The 19,538-nt window shown below is 54.5% G+C and carries 17 protein-coding genes; 6 read left to right on the plus strand and 11 right to left on the minus strand.

From position 1 onward, the window contains the following. The first annotated feature begins 31 nt into the window (after positions 1 to 31). Entirely contained in the window at positions 32 to 1,342 is a 1,311-nt protein-coding gene (locus JO226_RS01110; RefSeq protein ID WP_293478323.1) for a sulfurtransferase, read from the plus strand. A gap of 21 nt (positions 1,343 to 1,363) precedes the next feature. Here JO226_RS01110 and JO226_RS01115 read toward each other — a convergent pair whose 3' ends face one another. Next, entirely contained in the window at positions 1,364 to 1,990 is a 627-nt protein-coding gene (locus tag JO226_RS01115; protein ID WP_293478325.1) for a CDP-alcohol phosphatidyltransferase family protein, read from the minus strand. After that, positions 1,983 to 2,549 (minus strand): carboxymuconolactone decarboxylase family protein, encoded by a 567-nt coding sequence (locus JO226_RS01120; RefSeq protein WP_293478327.1) that lies wholly within the window; start codon positions 2,547 to 2,549, stop codon positions 1,983 to 1,985. The genes JO226_RS01115 and JO226_RS01120 overlap by 8 nt, the downstream gene beginning before the upstream one ends. A gap of 78 nt (positions 2,550 to 2,627) precedes the next feature. Here JO226_RS01120 and JO226_RS01125 point away from each other — a divergent pair, with 78 nt between their 5' ends. Beyond that, complete coding sequence (locus JO226_RS01125; RefSeq protein WP_293478329.1) at positions 2,628 to 3,029, plus strand: pyrimidine (deoxy)nucleoside triphosphate diphosphatase; 402 nt, start codon at positions 2,628 to 2,630, stop codon at positions 3,027 to 3,029. A gap of 27 nt (positions 3,030 to 3,056) precedes the next feature. Here the strand turns inward: JO226_RS01125 and JO226_RS01130 are convergent, their stop codons facing one another. Further along, positions 3,057 to 4,223, minus strand: coding sequence for an oligogalacturonate lyase family protein (locus tag JO226_RS01130; protein WP_293478331.1), 1,167 nt, complete (start codon positions 4,221 to 4,223; stop codon positions 3,057 to 3,059). A 439-nt stretch (positions 4,224 to 4,662) separates the two neighbouring features. On the opposite strand from JO226_RS01130, the gene JO226_RS01135 reads away from it, so the two are divergent. Further along, the gene (locus JO226_RS01135) at positions 4,663 to 6,210 is read left to right on the plus strand and encodes an MFS transporter (RefSeq protein WP_293478353.1); all 1,548 of its coding nucleotides are present in this window, start codon (positions 4,663 to 4,665) and stop codon (positions 6,208 to 6,210) included. Between the two features lie 58 nt (positions 6,211 to 6,268). Here the strand turns inward: JO226_RS01135 and JO226_RS01140 are convergent, their stop codons facing one another. Next, positions 6,269 to 6,547: a DUF1496 domain-containing protein gene (locus tag JO226_RS01140; protein WP_293478333.1), complete on the minus strand. Its 279-nt coding sequence runs from the start codon at positions 6,545 to 6,547 to the stop codon at positions 6,269 to 6,271. A gap of 223 nt (positions 6,548 to 6,770) precedes the next feature. Between JO226_RS01140 and gdhA the strand changes: the two genes are divergently transcribed. After that, positions 6,771 to 8,114 (plus strand): NADP-specific glutamate dehydrogenase, encoded by a 1,344-nt coding sequence (gene gdhA / locus JO226_RS01145; RefSeq protein ID WP_293478335.1) that lies wholly within the window; start codon positions 6,771 to 6,773, stop codon positions 8,112 to 8,114. Between the two features lie 92 nt (positions 8,115 to 8,206). Here gdhA and pbp4b read toward each other — a convergent pair whose 3' ends face one another. From pbp4b to JO226_RS01165, 4 genes are all read right to left on the minus strand, one after another. Continuing rightward, on the minus strand, positions 8,207 to 9,508 hold the full coding sequence (pbp4b, locus tag JO226_RS01150; protein ID WP_293478355.1) for a penicillin binding protein PBP4B: 1,302 nt from the start codon (positions 9,506 to 9,508) through the stop codon (positions 8,207 to 8,209). A gap of 10 nt (positions 9,509 to 9,518) precedes the next feature. Then, positions 9,519 to 10,940 carry a PTS N-acetylmuramic acid transporter subunit IIBC gene (gene murP / locus JO226_RS01155; RefSeq protein WP_293478337.1) on the minus strand — a complete coding sequence of 474 codons (1,422 nt, stop codon included), beginning with the start codon at positions 10,938 to 10,940 and terminating at the stop codon, positions 9,519 to 9,521. Between the two features lie 18 nt (positions 10,941 to 10,958). Further along, a complete protein-coding gene (locus tag JO226_RS01160; RefSeq protein WP_293478339.1) occupies positions 10,959 to 11,522 on the minus strand; it encodes a DUF2057 family protein in 564 nt (187 codons plus the stop codon). A gap of 63 nt (positions 11,523 to 11,585) precedes the next feature. Then, positions 11,586 to 12,671: a porin gene (locus tag JO226_RS01165; protein WP_293478341.1), complete on the minus strand. Its 1,086-nt coding sequence runs from the start codon at positions 12,669 to 12,671 to the stop codon at positions 11,586 to 11,588. A gap of 211 nt (positions 12,672 to 12,882) precedes the next feature. On the opposite strand from JO226_RS01165, the gene JO226_RS01170 reads away from it, so the two are divergent. Further along, the gene (locus JO226_RS01170) at positions 12,883 to 13,734 is read left to right on the plus strand and encodes an SIS domain-containing protein (RefSeq protein ID WP_293478343.1); all 852 of its coding nucleotides are present in this window, start codon (positions 12,883 to 12,885) and stop codon (positions 13,732 to 13,734) included. A gap of 30 nt (positions 13,735 to 13,764) precedes the next feature. On the opposite strand, the gene JO226_RS01175 is transcribed toward JO226_RS01170, so the two are convergent. The 3 genes from JO226_RS01175 to JO226_RS01185 form a co-directional block, all read right to left on the minus strand. Next, entirely contained in the window at positions 13,765 to 15,687 is a 1,923-nt protein-coding gene (locus JO226_RS01175) for a DNA topoisomerase III (RefSeq protein ID WP_293478345.1), read from the minus strand. A 4-nt stretch (positions 15,688 to 15,691) separates the two neighbouring features. Next, a complete protein-coding gene (selD, locus tag JO226_RS01180; protein ID WP_293478347.1) occupies positions 15,692 to 16,735 on the minus strand; it encodes a selenide, water dikinase SelD in 1,044 nt (347 codons plus the stop codon). A gap of 118 nt (positions 16,736 to 16,853) precedes the next feature. Next, positions 16,854 to 17,405: an NAD(P)H nitroreductase gene (locus JO226_RS01185; RefSeq protein WP_293478349.1), complete on the minus strand. Its 552-nt coding sequence runs from the start codon at positions 17,403 to 17,405 to the stop codon at positions 16,854 to 16,856. Positions 17,406 to 17,575: 170 nt separating this feature from the next. On the opposite strand from JO226_RS01185, the gene sppA reads away from it, so the two are divergent. Next, positions 17,576 to 19,429, plus strand: a complete 1,854-nt coding sequence (gene sppA / locus JO226_RS01190) for a signal peptide peptidase SppA (RefSeq protein WP_293478351.1) — start codon at positions 17,576 to 17,578, stop codon at positions 19,427 to 19,429. Positions 19,430 to 19,538: the final 109 nt, after the last annotated feature.

Here is a 19,538-nt window from a genome sequence, read left to right on the forward strand (position 1 = left end):
GCGTTTCCACAAACTACCGTCGGGCAATTCGATGAAACGTGTTTCTCAACTGACCGCGCTGGCCCTGCTGATCGGGCTGACCTCCACCGCCTCTTCCTTTGCTGCTGATATTCCGTCCTCGTTATCACTCAAGCAGTTACAACAACAAAACGGTATCGCTATTGATACCCGACAGAGCGCCTTCTACAACGGCTGGCCGCAAAGCCTGCAGGGCCCTCAGGGCCATGAACCCGCCGCTCTCAACCTTTCCGCCCGTTGGCTTTCCGCCATGAGCGATACGCAGCTCGCCGCCTGGATCACGCAGCATCAGCTCAAGCCGGAGACCCCGCTGGCGCTGTACGGCGACGATAGCGATAATCCTGCCGTCGCTGAGCGCCTGAAAAAAGCGGGCATGACCCACGTGACGCTGCTGAGCGATGCGCTGCAACAGCCGACACGGCTGCAAAAGCTCGCCCATTTCGAACAGTTGGTCTACCCGCAGTGGCTGCACGACCTGCAGCAGGGTAAGACCGTCGCCGCCGCGCCTGCCGGTGAGTGGAAAGTAATTGAAGCCGCCTGGGGCGCGCCGAAGTTCTATCTGCTGAACCATATTCCCGGCGCCGACTATATCGATACCAATGAAGTTGAAAGCGAACCGCTGTGGAATAAGGTGTCAGACGCCGACCTCAAGGCGATGATGGCGAAACACGGTATCCGCCATGACACGACGGTGATCCTCTATGGCCGCGATGTCTATGCCGCCGCCCGCGTGGCGCAGATCCTGCTGTATGCCGGGGTCAAGGATGTCCGGTTACTGGACGGCGGCTGGCAGGCCTGGGCCGACGCCGGGCTGCCGGTCGAGCGCGGCACGCCGGGCAACGTCAAGCCCGCGCCGGATTTTGGCGCGCCGATCCCCGGTCAACCGCAGTTGATGCTGGATATGCAACAGGCGCGCGGCCTGCTGCACCGTCAGGATGCCTCGCTGGTCAGTATTCGCTCGTGGCCGGAGTTTATCGGCACCACCAGCGGCTACAGCTACATTAAGCCGATGGGCGAGATCGCGGGTGCACGCTGGGGCCATGCGGGCAGTGACGCCACGCACATGGAGGATTTCCATAACCCGGACGGCACCATGCGCAGCGCCGACGACATCACCGCCATGTGGAGCGCCTGGCATATCCAGCCATCCCAACAGGTGGCGTTCTACTGCGGCACTGGCTGGCGCGCTTCTGAAGCCTTTATGTACGCGCGCGCTATGGGCTGGCCGCGCGTCGCGGTGTACGACGGCGGCTGGTATGAATGGAGTGCGGATGCGAAAAATCCGGTGAGCCGCGGCGAGCGCGGGCCGGACAGTACGCTGTAACCGCCCTTATCCCGGCAGCGGTTACCCCTGCCGGGTTTCCAGCCCCTTCAGCGTCACGTAGCCGCTCCACACCCGGGTGAAGGTCGTCAGCCAGCACAGCGTGCCGAATATCCACGCAAACCACGGGAACAGCGCCGGAAACAGGCAGCTCAACCCGAACAACAGCATCGTTTCGCTCCCCTCCGTCAGCCCGCCAAGATAGTAAAACGATTTGTGCGCATAGCCCGGGTTATCGAGCTGATGCTTCGCCGCGAGCGCGGCAAAGGCGAGAAAGCTGCTGCCGGTGCCAATAAAGGCGAACAGTAACCAGCCGCCGGGCAGCGCGTTGTGCGACGGGTCAGCGAGGATAAAACCAAACGGCACCAGCGCGTAGAACAGAAAATCCAGCGCGATATCGAGAAACCCGCCCGCATCGCTCAACCCCCGACGCCGCGCCAGCGCGCCGTCGAGGCCGTCCATCAGACGGTTGAGCACAATAGCGACCAGCGCCGCGCCGTACCAGCCCAGCGCCAGAAACGGCAGCGCCAGCACGCCGACGGCGAAGCCCACGAGCGTCAGGCCGTCCGGCGAGACGCCTGGGCGGTCCAGCAGCGCGGCGAGGCGGTTGAGGCCCGGTTTGACCCGCGGATGCAGATACTTATCAAGCATGCGGCGCCCTCTGGCTGTCGCACAGCCCCTGCGAGGGGATATCCAGCGCCGCATTGAACCGCGCTGACAGATTCTGAAAGGCAATAAGCGCGGTCATTTCAGCGATCGCGTCATCGGAATAATGCTGTTTCAGCGCCGCTTTTTGCGCGTCGGTGACCACCGGCGGCGTGGCGGTCACGGCATCGGCATAGGCCAGCGCCGCGCGCTCTTCATCGCTGAACAGCGCCGAGGTCTGCCATTGCGCCACCGCCTGCACTTTTTCCAGCGCGTTACAGCGCTCGGCAAGGCGCAGGCTGTTGGCATCGATGCAAAACGCGCAGTGGCACTGCTGCGACACCCGCGTCATCAGCAGCGCCCGCAATTCCGGCGCAAGCCGCGCGCGGCGGCGCTCCAGCCAGCCGACAAACAACGCCACCAGCCAGAACAGACGCGGCATGCGTCCCCACCAGCGCGTCGGGTTAAGGGTCTCGCCATAGTGTTTTTTCTGCAGATGGACAATCGGCGACAGTGATACGGGGATATCGTCAAGCGGCGGTATCCAGGGCTGGTGATTTTTCACCCGAAAACTCCTGCGGTTCTTTAGTGAAATCAAAGACCAGGATAGTATGGCATCCCCAGAGAGGAAACGTTGACGCGAATGCTGAAAACTATTGATGTTGTTGCCGCGATTATCGAACAGGATGGTAAAATTCTGCTGGCCCAGCGCCCACCTGATGCCGATCAGGCCGGATTGTGGGAATTCCCCGGCGGTAAGGTTGAGGCTGACGAAACCCAGCCGCAGGCACTGATCCGCGAGCTGCGTGAGGAATTGGGGATTGAGGCAGAACCTGCGCGCTATATTGCCAGCCACCAGCGCGAGGTCTCGGGGCGTATGATTCATCTTCACGCCTGGCATGTGCCCGTCTTTCACGGGACGATAACCGCCCACGAGCACAGCCAGTTTGTGTGGACCGCTCCCGGGCAGGCGTTTGACTGGGATCTCGCGCCTGCCGACGTTCCGCTACTGGAAGCGTTTATACGCCAGCAGCATCAGGTATAACGCCCTACCCGCGTGAATCAGGCACCGTTACCCGAACAGGTTTTCTGGCAACGTCGCCAGGTAGAGCGCCGGTTCTCCCTCATAGTCTGAGGTGAACAGCACCTGTCGATTATCTGGCGTGAACGACGGATGCGGATGCGTAACCTGACGATCGCCGTTCAACACTTTCCATGTACTGTTGTGCGCCGCCAGACGCGCCTGACGTTGATTAGTGGCGTCGAAAATATACAGCCATGGATCGTTTTCAATGGTGTAACCGGTTGAATCCTCGACATCCACAGGTGTTCCTGAGCCATCGCCAACCAGCAGGGTTCCGGTATGGTTACTCATTAAGTGAGAACAGGATGGCATGGTCATGATCACGTCATTACAGCCGGTCTGCGGATCAAAACGGCTGATATAGCGCTCCTGCTGCCCTTTCATATAAGAGACATACATCAACGCGGAACCGTCCGGCACCCAGAATTCATGGGTACAACTCTCGCCTGGCGCGTGAGTTTTCACCTTGCGGACATTTGAACCGTCTTCGTTCACCAACCACACCCGCGCATCCACCAGGTCATGAGGCCCTTCGTGGCAGAAGGCGACACAATTATCGTCGAATGGACGGTAAATCGGGTGTCCGAGCCAGTTGTTATCCTCGTGGATAACACGTGACTCACCGCTGAGTAAATCAACGCGAATCAGGCGGCAATGCGGCTTTTTGGTGAAAAACGTATGGAAAATCGTCCAGTCGGTCAGCGGCATCCAGTCTTTCTTGTCAATTTCAATCCCAACCAGACTGGTGCATTCGCTGTTTGCCACCCACGTACCATACCCGACCCACTCTTCAGGAACCTGGTACACCGTGGTCTCAGTGAAATCGGTCAGGCTTACGCGGCGCAGTTCACGTTCATTTTTTACGTAGTACAGAAAGTCATCGTTTGGGGATAAAAAACCACCAAAGGTGTTATCACCGGCACCTTCTGTAAGCTGTACGGCCTGCTGGGTTTCCAAATCCAGTAAGTAGTAGTTACGATAGTCTGCAAATTTACCAGCGAACAGCAGCTTGCGCCCATCGTTAGTAAAGCACTTCTGATAGAAGTAGTTCCGGTGACAGAGTACGTCAACGGGTGTCAGTCGCATGATTTCAGCACCTGTTTCCGGGTCCTGAAAGTGATAAAAATCGAGCTGGATAGTTGAGCCTTTGGTCATATTGGCCTCCTTCGGTATTTTTCTTGCGCCTACTTTAAACAATGACAAAATAAATTAAAACATCGTTTTGATATTTAAAAATAAACTTATCAAACATTTGTTAAATATTCATTAAGGCGTATTAATTATGAGACTCAGATCACAAAAACTAGCCATGTAAATCCTATTATCAATATTTAAAAATCCTAAATAAAAACAATAAATAAACACAAAGCACTGAATAACAAGAATTAATTATATTTAAATTTTTCACACCCATTCATAAACGTAATCTGCATCACAAAAAACAATGCAGACACTCATTTTTCATCATTTCTTGATATCAATCCAATTGACCATTCCTTTTCCAGGGTATAAAACAGCAATGAGATTAAAATGAAATAACGGTTTAATTATTCAGGAATAGTAAATGTCGACATTTAAAACACAGCAACCCGGCATGGCAAGGAAGGTCACTCTCGGCCATCAACTCGCGTATGGTGGGGGAAACCTGTTGGGTAGCGGTGCGTTAGCGATAGCTGGCGCATGGTTGCTCTATTTTTACACTACATTTTGTGGGCTAACGCTCATCGAGGCCTCCCTCATCTTCTCGGTGGCGAGCGTCATTGACGCTATCAGTAACCCGGTCATGGGGTATCTGACCGATAACTTTGGTAACACCTGGCTTGGCAAGCGCTTTGGTCGTCGGCGTTTCTTTGTACTCATTGGCGCGCCGCTGATGGTGTTTTACCCCTTGCTCTGGGTTGAAGGGTTTGGTTTCTGGTATTACCTGTCGACGTACGTCATTTTCGAACTCATTTACACCTCGGTGATGGTTCCTTATGAGACGCTGGCGACGGAGATGACCGATGACTTTGCCACCCGCTCTAAGCTCACCGGCTATAAAGCTATCTTCGGTAAAATGGCGAACTTTTTAGCCGCATTCATCCCTGGCCAGTTCATTCTGATTTATGGCAAAGAGTCTGCGCAGCCGTTCCTGTATACCGGCATCACCTATGGCGTTATCTTGTTCATCGCTATCGGCTGCCTGTACCTCTTCTCATGGGAAAATACCAGTAAAGAAGAGAACCACGTTGCGGCCCAGAAAAAACGCTCGCTGTGGGAGACCCTCACGTCGTTAGCCCGCGATATGCAATCCACCTTCTATCTGCGCGTATTTCGCAAGCATTTAGGGATGTATCTCTTTGGTTTCGGCGCGGAATGGCTGTTCGCTTCCGTCTTTACCTATTTCGTGATTTTTGTGCTGCAATACGATCCAGCGATTCTTGCCGGGTTAAACAGCCTGAACTCAATACTGCAATTGATCTCTACCGCCATCTTCATCGCCCTGTGCGTGAAGCGCGGCTTTAGCAAGCCTTATATCTGGGCGCTTAGCATTGTTATCTTTGCCGTATGCAGCTACTTCTTACTGCATTTCATGAACCTGCCGCCGCATATCGCGACCATTGCGATCATCACCATTACCGTCATTTTTGGTTTAGGTACGGGTGGCGTTTACTATATTCCGTGGACGGTTTATACCTTCCTGGCCGATGTGGATGAAGTCTTCACCGGGCACCGTCGTGAAGGCATCTATGCGGGCGCGATGACCTTCTCAGGGAAAATCACGCGTTCGATCATCGTGTTTGCGATGGGCGCTATCCTGAGTTACTACGGTTTCCAGTCCAAGTCGCACACACAACCTGAAAGTGCTATCAATGCTATCTCGTGGGTGTTCTTTGGCGGCGTGGTGGTTCTGGCGCTGATTGCTATCCTGTTTAGCCGTCAGATGACCCTTAACCGTAAAACGCACAAAGTGGTGCTCGACGAAGTGGCTCGCATTAAAGCAGGCGGCGATATGAAGGATATCACCCCTGAAGCCCGTGCCGTTATCGAAGACCTGGTAGGCTACCCTTATGAACAATGTTGGGGAAACAGCGCCATTTGCCAGAAGAGAATGTCCGCCGCAGCCCCTGTCATGAAGCCGCAGCGCGCAACCTCGAAATAATCCGTCTTAGCTTTTAAGACTTCAGCCCCCCTGGCTTAGCGCCACGGGGGCTGATGCATTACCGCACGCGATGCCAGACCAGCGGGTTCGTGCTGATGGTTTTCTCATCGCGCTGGCACTGCAATAATATCCCTTCCGCCTTGATCACTGCCCCTTCAGAGTAGTTTTGGTTCTCATAGATACAGCACTGGGAGCAGGGCTGCGTCTGCTGCGTATTGCTGCTGTTGCTGAACACTTCAGGCGGTACGTTCACCTGAACCTCCGGGCGAAGTCGCTGGTCGGCCAGCACACCCGCGCTCATCGTCAGCGCCAGCAATGCCGTCAGTAATCGGGTCATTTTCATTCCTTGTTGAAGAGGGTTCTTTTCACTATATCGGCTATGGACGGCACTATCTTAAATTTTTCCCGCCATCGCTTTTGGTTATGACGAGCCGCTGGTTATAAATTTTCCCTCACTGCCCTCTTTTTCCTTGCCTGCCGCTGCGCCCTGGGTGATATAGTCAAAAAAAGATAAGAATTTCATTTACAAACACAACAACAGACACAAGGAAATGATTACTATGGACCATGCTTCTTCTCTGGAGACATTTCTAAACCATGTACAGCTGCGCGACCCTCATCAGCCGGAGTTCGCGCAGGCGGTACGTGAGGTCATGACCACCCTGTGGCCGTTCCTTGAGCAGAACCCGCGCTATCGCCAGATGGCCCTGCTGGAGCGGCTGGTCGAGCCGGAACGCGTGATTCAGTTTCGCGTCACCTGGGTTGATGACCGCAATCAGGTGCAGGTGAACCGCGCCTGGCGCGTGCAGTTCAGCTCGGCGATCGGCCCCTTTAAAGGCGGTATGCGTTTTCACCCTTCCGTGAATCTGTCGATCCTCAAGTTCCTCGGCTTTGAACAGACCTTTAAAAACGCGCTGACCACCCTGCCGATGGGCGGGGGTAAAGGCGGCAGCGACTTCGACCCGAAAGGAAAAAGCGAAGGCGAAATCATGCGGTTTTGCCAGGCGCTGATGACCGAACTGTATCGTCACCTCGGTGCGGATACCGACGTTCCGGCGGGGGATATCGGCGTAGGTGGACGTGAAGTCGGCTTTATGGCCGGAATGATGAAAAAGCTCTCAAACAACACCGCCTGCGTCTTTACCGGCAAGGGGCTGTCGTTTGGCGGCAGCTTGATCCGCCCTGAAGCGACCGGCTACGGGCTCATTTACTTCACCGACGCCATGCTCAAACGTCACGGCCTCGGCGTTGAAGGTATGCGCGTGGCGGTCTCCGGCTCCGGCAACGTGGCGCAATACGCCATCGAAAAAGCCATGGCGCTGGGCGCCCGTGTGGTTACCGCTTCCGACTCCAGCGGCTCCGTTGTGGATGAAACCGGTTTTACAGCCGAGAAACTGGCGCGCCTGACGGAGATCAAAACCAGCCGCGACGGACGCGTGGCGGACTATGCCCGCGAGTTCGGCCTGCCGTACCTTGCAGGCCAGCAGCCGTGGTCGGTACCGGTGGACATCGCCTTGCCGTGCGCCACTCAGAACGAGCTGGATGTGGACGCCGCACGGACGCTTATCGCTAACGGCGTGAAGGCCGTTGCGGAAGGCGCCAATATGCCGACCACCATCGCCGCCACGGACCTGTTCCTCGACGCGGGCGTGCTGTTTGCGCCAGGTAAAGCAGCGAACGCTGGCGGCGTGGCGACCTCGGGGCTTGAGATGGCGCAAAACGCCGCGCGGCTGGGCTGGAAGGCGGAGAAAGTGGATGCCCGTCTGCACCACATCATGCTGGATATTCACCAGGCCTGTGTGGCGTACGGCGGCGAAGGCAAGCAAACGCATTACGTGCGCGGCGCCAACATCGCGGGCTTTGTGAAGGTCGCCGACGCGATGATGGGGCAAGGGGTGATTTAATCCTTCCGTTCTTTTGCCGGGTGGCGCTGCGCTTACCCGGCCTACAAACTGCAGGTCAATGAGGGATTCAGGCAAGAATCCCTCTTTTTATCTTACGGTTTTAACGCGCCATACACCTGATCGACAATCCATCCATAGGTCGCCGCCGGTAATAAACCGCTCGTAAACACGTTGGGGTTCACTTTTGGGTCTGCGACAGGTGAATGGGGTTTGTTACCCAGTATCACTATCGCCATATGGTTGACGGGATCAATCGCGGTCAGCGTCCCCGTCCATCCGGTGTGACCATAGGTCTGCTCGCTGGCCAGTACGCCAAACGTCGGCGTCATCGATGCATTGCCGTTCACGCGCCAGCCTAAACCAAACGTGACATCCTCTGCAGAACTGTGGGTGAACAGCGCAACGGTGGCTTTATCAAACAGCTTAACGTTGCCATAGCCACCGCCGTTGAGTATCACCTGCATCAACACCGCCATATCGCTGGTCGTGGAGAATAACCCGGCATGGCCCGAGACGCCGCCCATGGCGTACCAGGCTTTTTCATCATGCACCTGCCCCCAGATCGTTGAGGTGCGAATATTCGGGAACGTTATCACCCCATCCCGTGTGTTGCCCTTCAGTTCCGTTGCGGCAATCTGTTCGCGGTTAAACCCTTTTTGCAGCGGATTAAACACCGTGTGCGTCAAGCCGAGCGGCTTATAAATGCTGTTCTCGACATAGGTATCCAGCGGCATCTGTACGACGGATTCAATGATAAATCCAAGGATCATGTAATCAACATCGCTGTAGATATGTTTCGTACCCGGCGCGTAATCCAGCGGCGTATTTTTAATCATTTCCAGCGTTGTCGCTTTATCCTGCGAATACAGCTTACCCGCCACTTTTTTATTCGGATACTGAGGGTCAGCAGGGAACCCCGCCGTATGATGAAGGATATCGGTAATACGTAATGCGTCCTTACCCTTTATCGTATCGCCAGGCTGGTCAGCAAAACCGGGAATGTATTTAGAAACTAAATCATTCACAGCGATCTTTTTCTCATAAACCAGCTTCTGCAACGCAAAGTTGGTGGCGAACATTTTTGTGTTTGAGGCCAGATCGTACATCGTCGAGGTGGTGGCGCTTATCGGCGTCGCCATTAACAAAGAACCCTCATATTTTTTCGCGTAGCCCCAGGCTTTCTGATAGACGATGTGGTTATCTTTCACGATCAGCAGGTTGATGCTGGGATACCCGGCAGCGATCTGGTTCTGAATCCAGTCATCCAGTTTATTCAGTTTTTTAACGTCAAACCCCACCTTATCCGGGCTTGCCGTGGTGAGTACAGGATACTCAGCCGCAAACGCGGACACAGAAATCGCTAACAAAGAAGCAAATGTCATGACCTTTTTCATCATTATTCCCTCAATCCAGATCCACGTTTTTACAGCCAAATACAGCGGTGATGACAAACCCGGCAACGTAGGAAATTAGCACCCCGCCGCCGTAGACAGCAATCGCCGGAAGAATGCCGCTGTCAGAGGTCATCAGCGGCAGCGCAACCAGCCCGGAAGGGCCGAAGGCGCTGTTTAACCCCACGGGCAGCCCCAGCCAGGCCACAGTACCAATAAAGAGACCGCCAGTCGCTCCACCAACGCAGGCTGTGATAAAGGGTTTCATGCGCGGCAGCGTCACGCCATAGATTAACGGTTCGCCAACGCCCAGCAGACCGGGAATAATTGCGCCGCGAATCTGCGACCGCAGCGTCGAAGTATTTTCCGCTCGCCAGTACAACGCCAGCGCGGCGCCAACCTGCCCGGCACCCGCCATAGAAAGAATAGGAAACAGCGAGTTAAAACCTTGTGAATCCATCAACGCAAGATAAACAGGGATAAACCCCTGATGCACGCCAAAGACAACGGCGATAAGGAATACCCCTGCCAGCACCGCGCAGCCCAGAGGGTTACTGTTCAAATGCATAAACAGCCAGGACATACCCTGAAACAGCCAGACACCGACTGGCATAATGATGATGAACGTCACAATAGCGGTGACCGCCAGCGTCAGCATTGACGTTAAAATCATGTCCAGTTCGTCAGGAATATAGCGCCTGAAGAAACGCTCAATTTTAGCCCCAGCCCAGGCGGCAAGCAGAACGCCGATGATATTTCCTCGCGGATCAATGGCATGACCAAAGAAATCCTGCAATCCAGAGTAGTAACCGACCGTTGCTGTCGGGCTATAGCCGAGAATAAACAGCGCCGCGATAATCGCGCCATTGACTCCTGTACCGCCGAAGGCTTTTTGCGCGTTATAGCCAATCAGCACCACCAGAAACGTAAACAGCCCTTTGCTGAAGATCTTTAAGAAGTTCAGCACATCCGGCATCACCCCTTTGGCGTCTGGCGCAATATGCATCAGCGTACCCACCAGCGTGGCAATACCTAGCATCAGACCCGCCGCAATAAACCCTGGAATTAAGGGCGTGAAAATCGTCGCAAAGTTCGCCAGAAACTGCTGCAGTGATGACTGCTGCTTGCTTTTCATCTGGTTTTTGTTTTCTGCGGCGATGGCGTTTAAATCTTTCACTCCCAATAAATCGTTCATACTTTCGGCAGCGCGCTGCGCTTTACCGACACCAAAAATAATTTGCACTTCGTTGCCATTAACTACCACACCGCTCACCGCGCCTTTAAGCACGGTATGTATCTCAGGTGCAATACGTGTGATGGCAAAGACCCGTAAACGCAATCGAGTCATGCAGTTACCGCAGTTGGTAATATTATCAGCACCGCCCACCAGCGTAATAATCTGCGTCAGCAATTCCTTGCTTATCGCTTTAGACATGATTAAACACTCCCTTCCTCAATTATTTAATAACCACTTCATGAATGACAGGCGTTGCTTATCCGATAAACGCAGATATTCATCTTTTATCCTGACAAGTTCATCACCCTTTTCCGTTACAGCAGATTCACTGTTTCGGTCTTCGGCAATGAGGAAGGATTTAAAATCCGAGAAAATATTGAAGCTTTGTTGATCAATTTTCTTTATGGAGAATGGCACCGGTTTATTATTGGCTGTCAACATAAACTGGGGATCTGCCGCTTGCCTCTTCGCTTCATTCTCATCGGTGACTTTTCGCGCTGACAACACCAGTTTGTCATCGGCATCATACTTAAACGACACAATATACGGTGAAGACGTTATCCTTCCTTTTCCCTGGTTCACCGATTCCGGATTAACAGCGCTGTCAAATTTTATCACCAGCTGATTATCGCCAGGCGGTAGGGAAACGTCTTTTGAAAACATCGAAACCTTCGCATTGCTGGCTGCGAGGGCGACAACAGTATCGCCGAGTTCAAGATCGACATTGGCAAATGCGGACCACGAAATTATAAATGAAGAAAATAATATAATTCTTTTCATAATCATTCCCTATGAATAAGGGCGAACGACTTGCCCTTATTCGAACATAATTTATATTTTCAGTTAAAACTCGTAGCGCAATCCCAAATGGAAATAATCGTCAGCGGGGTCGCTACCACCGAACGAGACCGCTTTACCGGTTACCCGGTTTGTCCCACCCTCGCCATTACGCCATGAATATGAGCCATAAATTGAGCTTTTCGCCGTCACCTTGTATTGAACTTCAAAGGTGGTATCGCGAAGTTTGAGGTCGTCGCCATCAGTATTGATCAAATGACGGTAGCCAGCCCTAAGCCACCAGTCCGGCGTAAGAGAATAGACGAGAGTGGCTTCCCAGTCTTTGTCCGTACTGTCAGGGCGGCCATCCAGATAGGTAACCGTATCTTCTGTATAGAGCAGACCCAGCATCGCATCACCGAGATAATAGCGACTGCCGATGCCCCACATCTGGTACTTATCGGCATCATCATCGGACTGGCCCGACTGGTCGCCATGTTTGGCTTGTGTCTGCTCTGCGGCAAGTACTGGCTGAAATTTACCCGCCGCGCCGAGATCGAGCGTGTAGCGTAGCGCGGCGTTTACGCCGTAATCCAGAGACGAGGTATTGTTCCCAATAATATAGGCAGTTGAAATATCAAAATCACCAAGGGTGTTCTGATACTGAACCGTCCCGTCCTGACGGAAAACCTGAACGGCGGTGGAGTCGACAAAGTATGCCTGGCGGGCCACGGCCACATCCGACGAGGCGAACACATCGCCAATGTCCGTGAACATGATCAAACCAGAGGAGACTCGACCTGCGGTAATCTTTCCGTATTCTGCAAAATCAAGCCCGGCCCACACATATCGGGCCGTAAAATCATTGGGGTTTTCCGCCTTGATATTGTTGGCGTACTCTGCGGCGTTGACCTGGTACTGCGTAAAACCAATGACCGCAAATTTGTCATTGATCATTTGACGGGCAGAAAAACCAATGCGCGCGTCAAAATCACCCGAGGTATCCCCCGTCTTCTTATCGGAAACGTTAAAACCCAGTCGCCCATACAGATCGATATTAGAGCCATCATCAGCGCTGTAGATAACCGCTGCCTGAGAGGATGCAGTCAGAGATAATAATAAAAATGGCAGATACTTAATCCCTATTCTCATTTGCTCACCTTATATTAAAATCAAAAATCAAACAGAAGCAACGGATGGAATACTTGATCGTTTTTAAAAAATTAAAAATGGAAATTTTAATTCCTTTCCATGCTTTGTGATGTTTGTCAAAATAAGGTGAATACACATTGCAAATCATCATTTGCATTTATCATTAAGTGCATTTATATTGTTTTGATAAATGAAAAATTGGATATTTCTTATGGGTTATTTAAATAAATTAAAAGCAGACATAAGATATTACACTGAAACAGAAAAGAAAATTGCGTTTTATATAATATCTCACCTGGACAGTTTTAAGGACTGCTCATCAAAATCCATTGCTGCATCGTTAAAAGTCGCCCAATCTTCTATCTCTAAATTTTCACAAAAGCTCGGTGCCAGAGGGTTTACAGAGTTAAAAATGTTATTGATAGAAGAATATACGCTGGAGGTGAATAATAAACACAAAAAACACTTACATACTTCAATAGAAAAATCAGACTCTCTGGAGATAATTGCTCGAAAATTAATAAGAGAAAAGCACGCCGCCATCGAAGAAACCACCAACAACATCAACTTCAATAATCTTCGCGAAATCATTAAGGTCATTCACTCAGCCAACCATATTCAAATTACCGGGATCGGCGGTTCTGCGCTTACAGCCAAAGACCTGGCGTTTAAACTGATGAAAATTGGTTATCGGGTCACCTGCGAGATTGACTCCCATGTTCAAATCACGGTTGCGCAGGCGCTGAGTCATAGTGATGTGCAGATTGCAATATCCTACTCTGGCAGAAAGAGAGAGATTTTAGTGGCGGCGGCGGCGGCAAAGGAAAGAGGCGCGAAAGTCATTGCCATCACCGCCCTGGCGCAAAATCAGCTGCAAAAGCTGGCCGATTATACGCTTGAAACCATTTCGAATGAGGATGAATGGCGCAGTTCCTCCATCTCATCGCGCACAGCGCAAAACTGCATTACCGACCTGCTTTTTGTCAGTCTATTGCAAATTAACGATCTGAAATCGCTGGAGTTAATTGAACGTAGCCGCAGCCTGATTAGCAAATTAGAGTAGCGCTCTGTTCATGCAAAGAGCGCTACAGATCTACTCTGCCGCCGTCTTACGTTTCCCGCCCTTACGGGCAAACGGCTTTTTCTTCTCAGCACCCGGCGCCACCAGGCCGCGAAACTGTTTTACCGGGGTGCTTCTCGCCTGGTCTATCAGGCTGAACAGCGTGCCGACCAGCGGCTGCATAAAATCTTGATAGCGGCACTGCTTTTCGCTGATTTGCGTCAGCACAGACTCCCAGTGCGCAGTCATGTCCGGACGCCCCGCCATTTCCGGCAGAGAGTGAATCAGCGCTCTTCCGGCTTCGGTCGAGTGAATATAGCGCCCTTTTTTGACCAGAAAGCTGCGTTTAAACAGCAGTTCGATAATCCCGGCGCGGGTGGCTTCCGTCCCCAATCCGTCGGTGGCGCGCAGGATCTTCTTGAGATCTTTATCCTGCACGAAGCGGGCAATCCCGGTCATTGCCGAAAGCAGCGTGGCGTCGGTAAAATGCCGCGGCGGCTGGGTCTGGCGTTCGACGACCTCGCCTTTCTCGCACAATAGCTCAGCGCCTTTCTCCACGACAGGCAGCGGCGTGCCGTCGTTCTCCTCGTCGCGCTCTTTACTGCCCAGCAGCGTGCGCCACCCGGCCTCCGCCAGGAAGCGGGCTTTGGCGATAAATTTGCCGTTGGCGATATCAAGGTCTATCTGACACTTACGGTATACCGCATCAGCGCAAAACTGCATCAGGTACTGACGAGCGACGAGGCCATAGACATTGGCCTCATTGTCGCTGAGCTTCACCGATGAGCCGCGGGCGGTCGGAATAATGGCGTGGTGGGCATCCACCTTTTTGTCATCCCAGCAGCGGTTGCGCACCTCCGGGTTGACGGCGGGCTGCGCCAGCAGATCCGGCGCATGGACGCTAATGGCGTTCAGCACCGCATGCCGTCCGGCAAAATGCTCTTCCGGCAGATAACGGCTGTCAGAACGCGGATAGGTGATGAGCTTATGGGTCTCATACAGCTTCTGGCAGATGTCGAGCACGTTTTGCGCGCTGAGACCAAAACGCTTCGCCGCCTCAATTTGCAGCGCCGAGAGCGAAAACGGCAGCGGCGCGGGTTCGGATTCCCGTTTATCGTTATACGCGGTGACCATCGCGGGCTGGCCGCTGATGCGGCTCACCACATGCTCCGCCAGCGGACGGTGCAGCAAACGCCCTTCTTCATCCTGGTACGGCTCGCAGGCATCGCTGGGCTGCCACAGCGCGGTGAAACGCTCGTCGGCTGGGGTAACGATATGCGCTTTGACGTCAAAAAAGTCTTTGGCGACGAAGTTTTCTATCTCTTCATCGCGCCGCACCACCAGCCCGAGAACCGGCGTCTGCACCCTCCCCACCGACAGCACGCCCTGATAACCGGCGTTGCGCCCGAGCAGCGTATAGGCGCGGGTCATATTGATGCCGTATAGCCAGTCCGCGCGAGCGCGGGCCAGCGCCGAGACGCACAGGGGGATAAACTCGCTGTTGGCGCGCAGGCGGGAGATCGCCCGCTCGACGGCCTGGGGGTTAAGATCGTTTATCAGACAACGCTGGACCTGCTGGCGCTTGTCGGCGGCAAGGTTCAGGTAGTCGAGCACCTCGTCCACCAGTAACTGCCCCTCGCGATCCGGGTCACCGGCGTGGATAACTTCGGTCGCGTCCTGCAACAAACGCTTGATCACATTGAGTTGTTTGGTCACGGAAGGCCGTGGTTGTAGCTGCCACTTCTCCGGTACAATCGGTAAATCCGTCAGGTTCCAGCGGGCATAGCGGCTGTCGTAGACATCCGGCTGCGCCTGCTCCAGCAGATGGCCGATGCACCAGGTCACCACCTGGCCGTTACCACATTCGATATAGCCATCCCCTTTGCGATGCGGCTTCGGCAGCACATCGGCGATGGCACGACCCAGACTCGGCTTTTCCGCGATAAACAAGCGCATGTGATCAGCGGATCTCGATCATTGGACGGCCGCCGCGCGCGGCAACCAGCTCGCCGATGTCGGCAAGCGTAATACCAAATTCGGCCGCAGCCGCCTGCACCTCGGCTTGCGCTTCCGGCGTCACCGCCAGCAGCAGCCCGCCGGAGGTTTGCGGGTCGCACAGCAGGTTGCGCCAGGCGTCCGGCATCTCGCCCATCAGGTGGCCGTAGCTGGCAAAGTTACGCGAAGTCCCGCCCGGTACTGCCCCCAGGGCAATATACGCTTCCACGCCCGGCAGTTTCGGTACATCGGCAAAGCGCACCTGCGCCTGAACGCCTGCGCCCTGGCACATCTCGCTGAGATGGCCCAGCAGGCCGAAGCCAGTCACATCGGTCATCGCCTTCACGCCGTCGATATTGGCAAAGGCCGCGCCCGCGAGGTTCATCTGGCACATCACCTCGGTCGCCAGCCCATAGTGCTCGGGCTTGAGCAGCGATTTTTTCTCCGCCGTGGTGAGGACGCCAATGCCCAGCGGTTTGGTCAGAAACAGCTTACAGCCCGCCTGTGCGGTGCTGTTTTTCTTCACCCGTTCGGTCGGCACCACGCCGGTCACCGCCAGGCCGAAAATCGGTTCAGGCGCGTCGATGGAGTGGCCGCCCGCCAGCGCAATCCCCGCCTGCTGACAGGCAAAACGCCCGCCCTCAATAACATCGCGGGCGATTTCCGGCGCCAGGGTATTCACTGGCCAGCCCAGAATGGCAATCGCCATAATCGGTTTGCCGCCCATGGCGAAAATGTCGCTTATCGCATTCGTGGCGGCAATGCGGCCGAAATCGAACGGGCTGTCGACGATCGGCATAAAGAAATCGGTGGTGCTGATAATGGACGTGCCGTTGCCGAGATCGTAAACGGCGGCATCATCGCGGGTCTCATTGCCCACAAGCAGGTTCGGGTCGACAAACTTCGCCTGCTCGCTATGCAGGATGGTTTCCAGCACTTTGGGGGAAATTTTACAACCGCAACCGGCTCCGTGGCTGTATTGCGTTAAACGAATAGCTTGCTCGCTCATGGACATCTCCTGTCATTGCAATCTTCCTATGGTAGCGCCAGACGGCAACGCTGGTAAGTCTGGCTGTCTGAATTCTCTTGCGTTCGAACAGAATCCAGACAGTTCATGACGGCAATACTCAGAAATAACGGACGAAAGGCGTGGTGTCAGCCAGCGATACGGTGGTGGACGCTTTGAGCTGCGGCGTCCCAAGATAGAGAAAGCCCACGATTTTATCCTGCTCGCGACAGCCCAGTCCGTCGCGCACCACCGGGCTTTCGGTTAAGGCGCCGCTACGCCAGATGCCGTTAAACCCTTGCGCGACAGCGGCCATCTGCATCGCCATCACCGAACAGCCTGCGGACATCTCCTGCTCCCATTTCGGCACTTTCGGGTGCTCCTGGCATTTTGCCACCACAGCGATAATCAGCGGCGCGCGAAACGGCGCATTGCGGGCCTTTTCCACCGCTTTGTCATCCTGCCCGGCGGCTATCGCCCCTTTTTCCAGCAGTTGGCTAAAGCGCGTAAGGCCGTCGCCTTCAATGACAAAAAACTGCCACGGCTGTAGCGTGCCGTGATCCGGCGCACGCAGACCGGCACGCAGAATATTCTCGCGTTGTTCCCCCATCGGGGCGGGTTCTGCCAGTCGCGAGGCGCTACGGCGATTGATCAGTAGTTCGAGTGCATCCATTACCTATACTCCCGTATATGAGCATTATTTTTCATAAAATTAACATGCACGGGGAATTTGTTACAGCGCGGAAGGCGATTCCTGCTGACAAGCGGCGGCGGTGTCTTTAGGATAACCCCACGTTACGCCTGCTCGGGCGGGACTTCATTTCATTCTGTCAGGGAGAAAACATGCGAACCCTTTGGCGAATCATTGCCGGATTCTTTAAATGGACGTGGCGTTTACTGAACTTCATTCGCGAGCTTGTGCTCAACGTGTTCTTTATCCTGCTGGTGCTGGTGTGCGTCGGCGTGTGGATGCAGCTCAGCAGCAGCATTGCGCAGAGTACCGCCCGCGGTGCCCTGCTGCTGGACATCACCGGTGTGGTGGTGGATAAACCCTCCGCCACCAGCAAGATAGGCACACTCAGCCGTCAACTGCTCGGCGCCAGTTCCGACCGTCTGCAGGAAAATTCGCTGTTTGATATCGTGCAGACCATCCGCCAGGCCAAAGACGATCGCAATATCACCGGGATCGTGCTGGATCTGAAAAACTTCGCCGGGGCCGATCAGCCGTCGATGCAGTATATCGGTAAAGCGCTGCGTGAATTCCGCGACAGCGGCAAACCGGTGTTTGCGGTGGGCGACAGCTATAGCCAGGGCCAGTACTATCTGGCGAGTTTTGCCAACAAAATCTTCCTGTCGCCGCAGGGTATTGTCGAACTCCACGGTTTTGCCACTAACGGTCTGTACTATAAATCACTGCTCGACAAGCTGAAGGTGACCACCCACGTTTTCCGCGTCGGCACCTATAAATCCGCCGTTGAGCCGTTTATTCGCGACGATATGTCGCCTGCGGCGAAAGAAGCGGACAGCCGCTGGATTGGCGAGCTGTGGCAAAACTACATGACGACCGTTGCGGCGAACCGCCAGATCACGCCGGAGCAGGTCTTCCCGGGCGCGCAGGGCCTGCTTGACGGCCTGCGTAAAGTCGATGGCGATACCGCGCAGTACGCGCTGAACAACAAGCTGGTCGACACGCTGGCCACCAGCGCGCAGGTTGAAAAAGTGCTGACCAAACAGTTTGGCTGGAGCAAGGCGGATAAAAACTATCGCGCCGTCAGCTTCTACGACTATGTGCTGAAAACGCCGTCAGACCAGGGTTCCGCCGTGGCGGTTATCTTTGCTAACGGCGCCATCATCGACGGTCAGGAAACGCCGGGCAACGTCGGCGGCGATACCACCGCTTCGCAGATCCGCGATGCGCGCCTCGACCCGAAAGTGAAAGCTATCGTTCTGCGGGTGAACAGCCCGGGCGGTAGCGTCAGCGCGTCGGAAGTGATCCGCGCCGAACTGGCCGCAGCCCGTGAATCCGGTAAGCCGGTCGTCGTGTCGATGGGCGGTATGGCAGCCTCCGGCGGTTACTGGATCTCCACCCCGGCGAACTACATCGTGGCCAACGCCAGCACGCTGACCGGGTCAATCGGTATCTTTGGCGTGATCAATACCGTTGAAAACAGCCTTGGTAACCTCGGCGTGCATACCGACGGCGTCTCCACCTCGCCGCTGGCGGACGTGTCGATCACCAAATCCCTGCCGCCGGAAGTGCAGCAAATGATGCAACTCAGCATCGAAAGCGGCTATAAGCGCTTTATTACCCTGGTGGCGCAGTCCCGTCATAGCACGCCGGAGCAGGTCGACAAGATTGCCCAGGGTCACGTCTGGACCGGGCAGGATGCGAAAGCCAACGGGCTGGTCGACAGCCTGGGCGACTTTGACGATGCGGTCGCGAAAGCTGCCGAGCTTGCGAAGCTCAAGCAGTGGCATATCAGCTACTACCAGGAAGAGCCGTCGTTTTTCAGTATGGTGCTCGACAGCCTGACTGGCTCGGTGCGCGCCGACCTGCCGCAAGCGCTGCAGGCTTTGCTGCCTGCGCCGCTGGCCAGCGCAGCGAGCGTTGTGAAAGCGGAAAGCGATAAGCTCGCCGCGTTTAACGATCCGCAAAATCGCTATGCATTTTGCCTGACCTGCGCCAATATACGCTAATAGTTATCCCCTCCCTGCGGAGGGGATTTTTCTTTCAGAATCAGTCAAACACCATGCAAAAAAAATCCATTTACGTTGCCTACACCGGCGGTACCATCGGCATGCAGCG

Origin of the sequence: Pluralibacter sp. (assembly GCF_019237635.1) — a bacterium.
Lineage (GTDB): Bacteria > Pseudomonadota > Gammaproteobacteria > Enterobacterales > Enterobacteriaceae > Enterobacter_B.

Bases quoted from the DNA above. Each gene is read 5' to 3' on its own strand.
- JO226_RS01110 (WP_293478323.1), top strand. From the start codon at position 32: ATGAAACGTGTTTCTCAACTGACCGCGCTGGCCCTGCTGATCGGGCTG.
- JO226_RS01115 (WP_293478325.1), bottom strand. From the start codon at position 1,990: ATGCTTGATAAGTATCTGCATCCGCGGGTCAAACCGGGCCTCAACCGC.
- JO226_RS01125 (WP_293478329.1), top strand. From the start codon at position 2,628: ATGCTGAAAACTATTGATGTTGTTGCCGCGATTATCGAACAGGATGGT.
- JO226_RS01130 (WP_293478331.1), bottom strand. From the start codon at position 4,223: ATGACCAAAGGCTCAACTATCCAGCTCGATTTTTATCACTTTCAGGAC.
- JO226_RS01135 (WP_293478353.1), top strand. From the start codon at position 4,663: ATGGCAAGGAAGGTCACTCTCGGCCATCAACTCGCGTATGGTGGGGGA.
- JO226_RS01140 (WP_293478333.1), bottom strand. From the start codon at position 6,547: ATGACCCGATTACTGACGGCATTGCTGGCGCTGACGATGAGCGCGGGT.
- gdhA (WP_293478335.1), top strand. From the start codon at position 6,771: ATGGACCATGCTTCTTCTCTGGAGACATTTCTAAACCATGTACAGCTG.
- pbp4b (WP_293478355.1), bottom strand. From the start codon at position 9,508: ATGAAAAAGGTCATGACATTTGCTTCTTTGTTAGCGATTTCTGTGTCC.
- murP (WP_293478337.1), bottom strand. From the start codon at position 10,940: ATGTCTAAAGCGATAAGCAAGGAATTGCTGACGCAGATTATTACGCTG.
- JO226_RS01160 (WP_293478339.1), bottom strand. From the start codon at position 11,522: ATGAAAAGAATTATATTATTTTCTTCATTTATAATTTCGTGGTCCGCA.
- JO226_RS01165 (WP_293478341.1), bottom strand. From the start codon at position 12,671: ATGAGAATAGGGATTAAGTATCTGCCATTTTTATTATTATCTCTGACT.
- JO226_RS01170 (WP_293478343.1), top strand. From the start codon at position 12,883: ATGGGTTATTTAAATAAATTAAAAGCAGACATAAGATATTACACTGAA.
- JO226_RS01175 (WP_293478345.1), bottom strand. From the start codon at position 15,687: ATGCGCTTGTTTATCGCGGAAAAGCCGAGTCTGGGTCGTGCCATCGCC.
- selD (WP_293478347.1), bottom strand. From the start codon at position 16,735: ATGAGCGAGCAAGCTATTCGTTTAACGCAATACAGCCACGGAGCCGGT.
- JO226_RS01185 (WP_293478349.1), bottom strand. From the start codon at position 17,405: ATGGATGCACTCGAACTACTGATCAATCGCCGTAGCGCCTCGCGACTG.
- sppA (WP_293478351.1), top strand. From the start codon at position 17,576: ATGCGAACCCTTTGGCGAATCATTGCCGGATTCTTTAAATGGACGTGG.